Annotated in this window: 7 protein-coding genes; 2 read left to right on the top strand and 5 right to left on the bottom strand. The window is 62.1% G+C overall.

The annotated features are described in order from the left end of the window. The 5 genes from cysT to AC1DWI_RS09590 all read right to left on the bottom strand — a co-directional run. Positions 1 to 644 (bottom strand): sulfate ABC transporter permease subunit CysT (gene cysT, locus AC1DWI_RS09610; protein WP_477724740.1); only part of this gene is annotated, 644 nt, incomplete at its 3' end. A gap of 131 nt (positions 645 to 775) precedes the next feature. Further along, the gene (locus tag AC1DWI_RS09605) at positions 776 to 1,783 is read right to left on the bottom strand and encodes a sulfate ABC transporter substrate-binding protein (protein WP_477671699.1); all 1,008 of its coding nucleotides are present in this window, start codon (positions 1,781 to 1,783) and stop codon (positions 776 to 778) included. Beyond that, positions 1,780 to 2,379 carry an RBBP9/YdeN family alpha/beta hydrolase gene (locus AC1DWI_RS09600; RefSeq protein ID WP_477671700.1) on the bottom strand — a complete coding sequence of 200 codons (600 nt, stop codon included), beginning with the start codon at positions 2,377 to 2,379 and terminating at the stop codon, positions 1,780 to 1,782. The genes AC1DWI_RS09605 and AC1DWI_RS09600 overlap by 4 nt, the downstream gene beginning before the upstream one ends. Before the next feature lie 19 nt (positions 2,380 to 2,398). Next, positions 2,399 to 3,049 (bottom strand): peroxiredoxin, encoded by a 651-nt coding sequence (locus tag AC1DWI_RS09595; protein ID WP_477671701.1) that lies wholly within the window; start codon positions 3,047 to 3,049, stop codon positions 2,399 to 2,401. 357 nt (positions 3,050 to 3,406) lie between these two features. Next, the gene (locus AC1DWI_RS09590) at positions 3,407 to 4,339 is read right to left on the bottom strand and encodes a LysR family transcriptional regulator (RefSeq protein ID WP_477671702.1); all 933 of its coding nucleotides are present in this window, start codon (positions 4,337 to 4,339) and stop codon (positions 3,407 to 3,409) included. A 183-nt stretch (positions 4,340 to 4,522) separates the two neighbouring features. On the opposite strand from AC1DWI_RS09590, the gene AC1DWI_RS09585 reads away from it, so the two are divergent. Together AC1DWI_RS09585 and AC1DWI_RS09580 are read left to right on the top strand one after the other, a co-directional pair. Then, complete coding sequence (locus AC1DWI_RS09585) at positions 4,523 to 6,034, top strand: ABC transporter substrate-binding protein (RefSeq protein WP_477671715.1); 1,512 nt, start codon at positions 4,523 to 4,525, stop codon at positions 6,032 to 6,034. A 76-nt stretch (positions 6,035 to 6,110) separates the two neighbouring features. Then, entirely contained in the window at positions 6,111 to 7,028 is a 918-nt protein-coding gene (locus AC1DWI_RS09580) for an ABC transporter permease (protein WP_477671703.1), read from the top strand. Positions 7,029 to 7,158 lie beyond the last annotated feature (130 nt).

Here is a 7,158-nt window from a genome sequence, read left to right as displayed (position 1 = left end):
GGTGTGATGTGCGGCAGGATGACTTTTGTGAAAATCTGCAGGCGCGTGGCGCCCAGCGAGGTGGCGGCTTCTTCGAGTTCTTTCTCGGCGTCTTCCAGCACCGGCTGCACCGTGCGCACCACAAACGGCAGGCCGATGAAAATCAGCGCGATCACTACACCGGCCGGCGTGAACGCCAGCTTGATGCCCATGGGCTCGAGGTACTGGCCTATCCAGCCGTTACCGGCCAGCAAAGCCGTGAGCGAAATGCCGGCCACGGCGGTCGGCAAGGCGAACGGCAGGTCCACCAGCGCATCGACGATTTTTTTGCCCGGAAATTTGTAGCGCACCAGCACCCAGGCCAGCAGCAGGCCAAACACCAGGTTGACGAGTGCTGCAATCAGCGATGCCCCAAACGTGAGTCGGTAAGACGCCAGCACGCGCGGGGACGTCACCGCGGTGACGAACTGGTCCCAGCTCAGCGTGAAGGTTTTGAAAAACAGCGCCGAGATCGGGATCAGCACGATCAGGCTGAGGTAGAGAACGGTGTAGCCCAGCGTGAGGCGGAAACCGGGCAGCACGCGTTTTGCGGCGCGTTTGCTACCCGCAGGAACACCCGGCACTGACTGCGCTAGTGACGAGGGATGAATTGTTTGAGTAAACATGTAAAAACAGCACTGGCCTGTCGGGGAGTCAAACGAAGAAGGACAATTTTCCGACGGGCCGCCCCTAGGAAAATTAGCCCCCTCGGGGGGCAGAGAGCTACGCGAAGCGAGCGAACGTGGGGGCCAGTTATTTACTTGACGGTGTACAGCTTGTCGAACTGGCCGCCGTCATTGAAGTGCACTTTTTGTGCTTCACCGAGGCTGCCAAAGACGTCTTGCACCGTGAGGAGCTGCAGCGGCTTGAAGGTGCTGGCGTATTTTTTCAGGATGGCCTGCGAGCGCGGGCGCAATGCATGACGTGCGGCAATCTCCTGGCCTTCGTCTGAATAGAGGTAGTTCAGGTAGGCCTTGGCCAGCTCGGCCGTGCCCTTCTTGGCCACGGTGCGCTCCACCACCGCCACCGGGTTTTCCGCCACGATGCTGATGGACGGATAGACCGCGTCCACCTTGCCTTCGCCAAACTCCCTGTTCACCGACAGCACTTCGGATTCAAAAGTGATCAGCACGTCGCCGATATTGCGTTGCAGGAACACGGTGGTCGCGTCGCGCCCGCCCTTGCCCAGCACCGGGACGTTTTTGTAGAGCTTGCCGACGAACTCGGCGGCCTGCGCATCGGTGGCGCCCTTCTTCTTCGCGTATCCCCAGGCGGCCAGGTAGGCATAGCGGCCATTGCCGCCGGTTTTGGGGTTCACCAGAATCACCTGGATGCCGGGCTTGATGAGGTCGTCCCAGTCCTTGATGCCCTTGGGGTTGCCGTTGCGCACCAGGAACAGCATGGTCGACGTGGTGGGCGAAGCGTTGTCGGGAAACTTCTTCGCCCAGTCTTTGGCGACCACGCCGGCGCCGGCCAGGAAGTCCACGTCGGTCGAGGTGTTCATGGTCACCACGTCGGCGTCCAGGCCGTCAGCCACGGAACGCGCGATGGCGCTGGAGCCGCCATGCGACTGGTCAATCTTGATGTCTTTACCCGTGGTCTTCTTGTAGTGGGCAATGAAGGCGGCGTTGTATTCCTTGTAAAACTCGCGCGCCACGTCATACGAGCCATTCAGAAGCGTTTGTGCCGAGGCCGTGCCGGAGAATGAAGCGCCCGCGGCCAGTGCCAGCGTTGCAAGGGCTATTTTTATTTTTGAAGAAGTCATGCCGTTTCCAGGGACCCAAAAGAAGAAGACGAAGAATTTGCCAAAGAAGAAAAATCAAGATGGGGCGCCGTCAGCGACGCATCACCTGCCAGCGACTGCAACAGCGCAATGCCCAGCGGCCATTCGCCGTGGCCCGACTCCACATTGATATGGCCGGCGTCCTGCATGCGCACAAATTCGCTGCCCCAGGCGCGGGCATAGGCACCCGCCAGGCGCACCGGGCAATACGGGTCGTTGCTGCTGGCCACCAGCACGCTGCGGTAAGGCAGCTTCTGGTAGGGCACGGGCGCAAAGTCGCTCAGCACGGCACGCCGCTCCGGGTCTGCCGGCGCCACCAGCAGGGCGCCATGAATACGCTCTGCCGCCTCAGGCGGCAAGTGAGCCGTGGCAATGCAGCCCAGGCTGTGCGCCACGATGACGACCGGCTCGTCCTGCAGCACGATGGTGTTGGCCAGCGAGGCCACCCAGGCCTTGCGCGAAGGCGTGATCCAGTCGTCCTGGCGCACGCGCACCGCATTGCTAAGGCGTTCGGCCCACAGGCTTTGCCAGTGGCCGGGGCCCGAGTCGCGCCAGCCAGGGACGATGATGAAGCGCACTTCGCGTGAACCCGTCTGATTACTTATTGGGTTGCGGTGTGACGCGCAGGTACGGCTTGATCGCCTTGAAACCTTTGGGGAAACGCTGGGCAAGTTCGGCCGGATCCTGCAGGCTGGGCACGATGATCACGTCGTCGCCGTCTTTCCAGTTCACCGGCGTGGCCACCTTGTAGCCGTCAGTTAGCTGCAGCGAGTCAATCACGCGCAGGATCTCGTCGAAGTTGCGGCCCGTGCTGGCGGGGTAGGTAAACGTGGTGCGGATGGCCTTTTTCGGGTCAATGATGAATACGCTGCGCACGGTGGCCGTGGGGCCGGTGCTCAGGGCGTTCGGGTGAATCATGTCGTACAGGTTGGCCACCTTGCGGTCAGCATCGGCCAGGATGGGGAAATTCACCGTGGTGTTTTGCGTCTCGTTGATGTCGTTGACCCACTTGCCGTGCGACTCCAGCGCATCCACGCTGATGGCGATGGGCTTGACGTTGCGCTTGGCAAATTCACCGCTCAGGGCTGCGGTCTTGCCCAGTTCGGTGGTGCAGACGGGCGTGAAGTCTGCGGGGTGCGAAAACAGCACCACCCATGAATCGCCAGCCCACTGGTGAAAGGAAATCTTGCCGGCGGTGGAGTCCTGGGTGAAGTCGGGGGCGGTGTCGCCGAGTCTGAGAGTGGTCATGCTTTGCTCCTTGATTGCTGATCAAAGCATTGTGGGGAGCAAGCGTTAAAACTCAAAAGAATATATCGCTCTTAATTTATCTCAATAATCGAATAACAATTCAAGGGATTGGTATTTTTCGGTGCTATTGTTTTGATAGCTTCTTGCGCACAGCGCTATTGGGTTACCGGCCATTTTTTCATCCAATAGTCGCGCCGCAAGCACCTTGGTAGCGTCCAAACACCGCCACAACACCCTCATTCAAGGTACTTTTGAGGTGTTTTCAGGCACAAGAATTGGCTCCAGCCCAATAACATCGGGCGCAAGCAGCTATCGTATTGATAGCAAACCGGCACAAACTTCCCGGCAATTGGCAGCTCAGGCCGGTGAGCCCGACAGCTCTGTTTTCAAATGCGCCAGAAAGACCTGCGCCGCCCGCGACAGCGTGCGGCCCGCGGCCGTCTGCACTTCCACATTGCGCAAATCCAGGCCGCGGTCACGCAGGCGTATGCAGGCAAACTCGCCGCGCTGGACCTTGTAGCGGACCGATATTTCGCCCGCAATGGTGACGCTTTCCGGGTAATGGCGCAAAAAGTCGTTCAGGCTGTTGACGTAGTTGCTGGTCAGCACCGGCGACACGGTCAGGCCCTGCAGGCTGCAGGCGATGTCAAACAGCTGCCGCACGGTGGTGTTTGTTTCCGGCAGCACGATCGGATAGGCCAGCAGCTGCTTCAGGCTGATCTGCTTGAACTGGGTCAGCGGATGGTCGTAACGCATGGCCGCCATCACCGGTGACGGCTGCACGTGCTCTACCTGAATGCCGCTTTCGGGAGTCCGGCTCATGGTGAGGGCGATGTCGGCATCGCCATGCAGGACGCGGCGCGAGCATTCCGCCGGGGGGTGCGCACCCAGGTGAAACTGGATGCCGGGATGCGTCTTCATGAAGTCGCTTATGGCCTTGGGCAGGAACTCCATCGCAAAACCTTCGGTGCAGGCCAGGCGCACCCGCCCGCGCTGCATGCCTTGCAGCGCCTGGATCTCATGCACCACCCGCTCCGAGTCGTGCGCCGATTTAAGCGCGTGCACGGCCAGCATCTCCCCGGCGGCGCTGGGCACCATGCCCCTGGGATGGCGGTCAAAAAGGGTTGCACCCAGCAGGTCTTCCAGGTGCGCGATGTGGCGGCTGATGGCAGACCCCGCCACATTCAGGCGCTGGGAGGCTTCGCTGATGGAGCCGCAGCGCACGACCTCCAGGAAGTAGCGCAGCGCGGTGTCCTGCAATTGACGGGCAACCTGGGGAGAAAGGGTCATGGGCGTCGGGTGATGGCGGAGCTGCCAGGGCATGGGCAGCCAGAGCATTGCCGATTTGGCAACGCAATCATACATATTCTCTAATGCATGGAATGGTCTTTCGGTCTGGTTCTTGCGCAGAATGAGCCGTCTCCACTCCCCACGCCATGACGAAGGACTTTTATGAAGCAATTTTTCACCACGATGGTGCGTCAAAGTTTTGTGCTTGCGGCCTTCGGTGCCGGCCTGACTGCAGCCCACGCAGGCAAAGCCAACGACACCCTGGTTTACGCCTCGGACAGCGAGGTTGAGAACGTCAGCCCGTACCACAACAACATGCGTGAAGGCGTGATCCTGGCCAACCTGGCCTGGGACACGCTGGTCTACCGGGACCCCAAAACCGGTGAGTTCAAACCCCAGCTGGCCACCGCCTGGAAATGGGAATCCGCCACCGCGTTGCTGGTCACCCTGCGCCAGGGTGTCACCTTCCACAACGGTGACAAGTTCAGCGCCGACGATGTGGCCTACACCTTCAATGTGGTCACGGCGCCGGAGGCCAAGATCGCCACGCGCCAGAACACGGGCTGGATCAAAAACGTCGAAAAGCTCGGCGACTACCAGGTCCGCATCAATCTGAAGGCGCCGTTTCCGGCCGCGATGGACTACCTGGCCGGGCCCACACCGATTTATCCCGCCGCTTACATGAAGAAGGTGGGCCTGGAGGGCTACAGCAAGGCGCCCATTGGTACCGGCGCCTACAAGATCACCGCGGTGGTGCCAGGCCAGGGCGTAACCATGGTGAAGAACACGGCCTACTTCAAGGACAGCCCGGCCGGCCAGCCGAATATCGGCACGGTGAAGTTTGTGGTGATCCGCGACCCGGAAGCGCGCGTGGCCCAGCTGATGACGGGCGCGGTGGACTGGATCTGGCGCGTGCCGTCCGACCAGGCCGAGTCGCTCAAGTCCAGGCCCAACACCACCGTGCTGAGCGGTGAAACCATGCGCGTGGGTTTCATGTCGATCAACAGCAACGGCACCACGCCGGAGGCCCTGCCCTTCAAGGACATTCGTGTACGCCAGGCCGTCAACCACGCCATCAACCGCAAGGGCCTGGCCGACAGCCTGGTGCGCGGCGGCAGCCAGCCGGTGTATTCGCCGTGCTTTCGCACCCAGTTCGGCTGCGAAACCGAAAAAGAGGTGAAGTACACCTACGACCCGGCCAAGGCCAAGGCACTGCTGGCGGCCGCGGGTTACCCCAACGGCTTCGACACCGACCTGTGGGCTTACCGCGAGCGTGAATATGCCGAAGCCATGGTGGGCGACCTGCGCAAGGTGGGCATACGTGCGCGCCTGCATTTTGTGCAGTACCCGGTGCTGCGCACCGAAATCTACTCGGGCCGCGCGCCCCTGACCTTCCAGTCCTGGGGATCGTTCTCCATCAACGACGCGTCCGCGTTTGTCGGCAACTACTTTGAAGGCGGCCCGGACGACACGGCCAAAGACCCGCAGGTGATTGCACTGCTGAAAACCGCCGACAGCACGGTGGACAAGACCGAGCGCAAGAAGAAATATGCGCAGGCCCTGCAGCGCATCAGCGAGCAGGCCTACATGGCGCCCATGTTCTCCTATTCCACCAACTACGCCTTCACGCCGGACCTCAAATTCACGGCGCATGCGGACGAACTGCCGCGCTTCGGCCAGGCCAGCTGGAAGTAGCCACGATGGTCCAGCCGTGCGCCGCACGGCTGGGCTGACCCGCGCAGTCCGCTAACGCAACAACCGGGGCCTTCCCATGCTGCAATACATATTCCGCCGCTTTCTGGTGGCCCTGAGCGTCATGCTCACGGTGGCCGTCGTCAGTTTCATGCTGCTGCACCTTTCCGGCGACCTGGCGGCCTCCATCGCCGGCGCCGAGGCCAACGCCGCAGCCGTCGAGGAAGTGCGCGTCCAGTACGGCCTGAACCGCCCCATCACCACCCAGTTCTTTGACTGGCTGTGGGGCGCGCTGCACCTGGACTTCGGGCGTTCGTTCTTCTTCCAGAACACCGTGATGGAACTCATCGGCGAGCGCCTGCCCATCACGCTCAAGCTGGGCGCCGTGTCTTTGCTGCTGGCGGTGTCGGTGGCGATTCCGCTGGGCGTGCTGGCCGCCGTCTACCGCGACACCTGGATAGACCGGCTGGCCCTGATGGTGGCGGTGGTCGGCCAGGCCATGCCCAACTTCTGGTTTGCGCTGACGCTGATCCTGCTCTTCGCCGTCGGGCTGCACTGGCTGCCCGTTGCGGGCAACACCACCTGGCAGCACTTTGTGTTGCCGGCCGTCGCGCTGGGCTACTACGCCATGCCCTCGCTGATGCGCCTGACGCGCGCGGGCATGCTCGACGTGCTGGGCGCAGACTACATCCGCACTGCGCGCGCCAAGGGCCTGAGCCCGGCACGCGTGGTGTTCAAGCACGCCTTGCGCAACGCCATCATTCCGGTTGTGGCCCTGGCGGCCGTGGAGCTGGGCTTCATGCTGGGCGGCTCGGTCGTCATTGAGTCGGTCTATTCCATGCAGGGCCTGGGCCAGCTCGCCTGGGACTCCATTTCGCGCAACGACTACCCCGTGGTGCAGGCCGTGGTGCTGATCATCGCCGTGTTCTACATCGGGCTGACCTTTCTGGCCGATGTCTTCAACGCCGCGCTCGACCCCCGCATGCGCACACGCTAGGACATCACCATGAACGCTCCTTCCCTGACCGTTTCCGCCGCGCCCGGGCTGCCGCTGCCGCCCATTCCCGCGTGGCGCCGCAGCCTGCGGCGTGTGCTGGGCCACCGCGGCATGACGCTGGGCAGCATCC

This window comes from Polaromonas sp. P3_C2, from assembly GCF_056402675.1.
Note: the sequence above shows the minus strand (reverse complement) of the source record. Positions and strands in the feature narration are given on the sequence as shown.

Excerpts from the sequence above, each read along its gene's own strand:
- AC1DWI_RS09605 (WP_477671699.1), bottom strand. The coding sequence starts at position 1,783 with ATGACTTCTTCAAAAATAAAAATAGCCCTTGCAACGCTGGCACTGGCC.
- AC1DWI_RS09595 (WP_477671701.1), bottom strand. The coding sequence starts at position 3,049 with ATGACCACTCTCAGACTCGGCGACACCGCCCCCGACTTCACCCAGGAC.
- AC1DWI_RS09590 (WP_477671702.1), bottom strand. The coding sequence starts at position 4,339 with ATGACCCTTTCTCCCCAGGTTGCCCGTCAATTGCAGGACACCGCGCTG.
- AC1DWI_RS09585 (WP_477671715.1), top strand. The coding sequence starts at position 4,523 with ATGGTGCGTCAAAGTTTTGTGCTTGCGGCCTTCGGTGCCGGCCTGACT.
- AC1DWI_RS09580 (WP_477671703.1), top strand. The coding sequence starts at position 6,111 with ATGCTGCAATACATATTCCGCCGCTTTCTGGTGGCCCTGAGCGTCATG.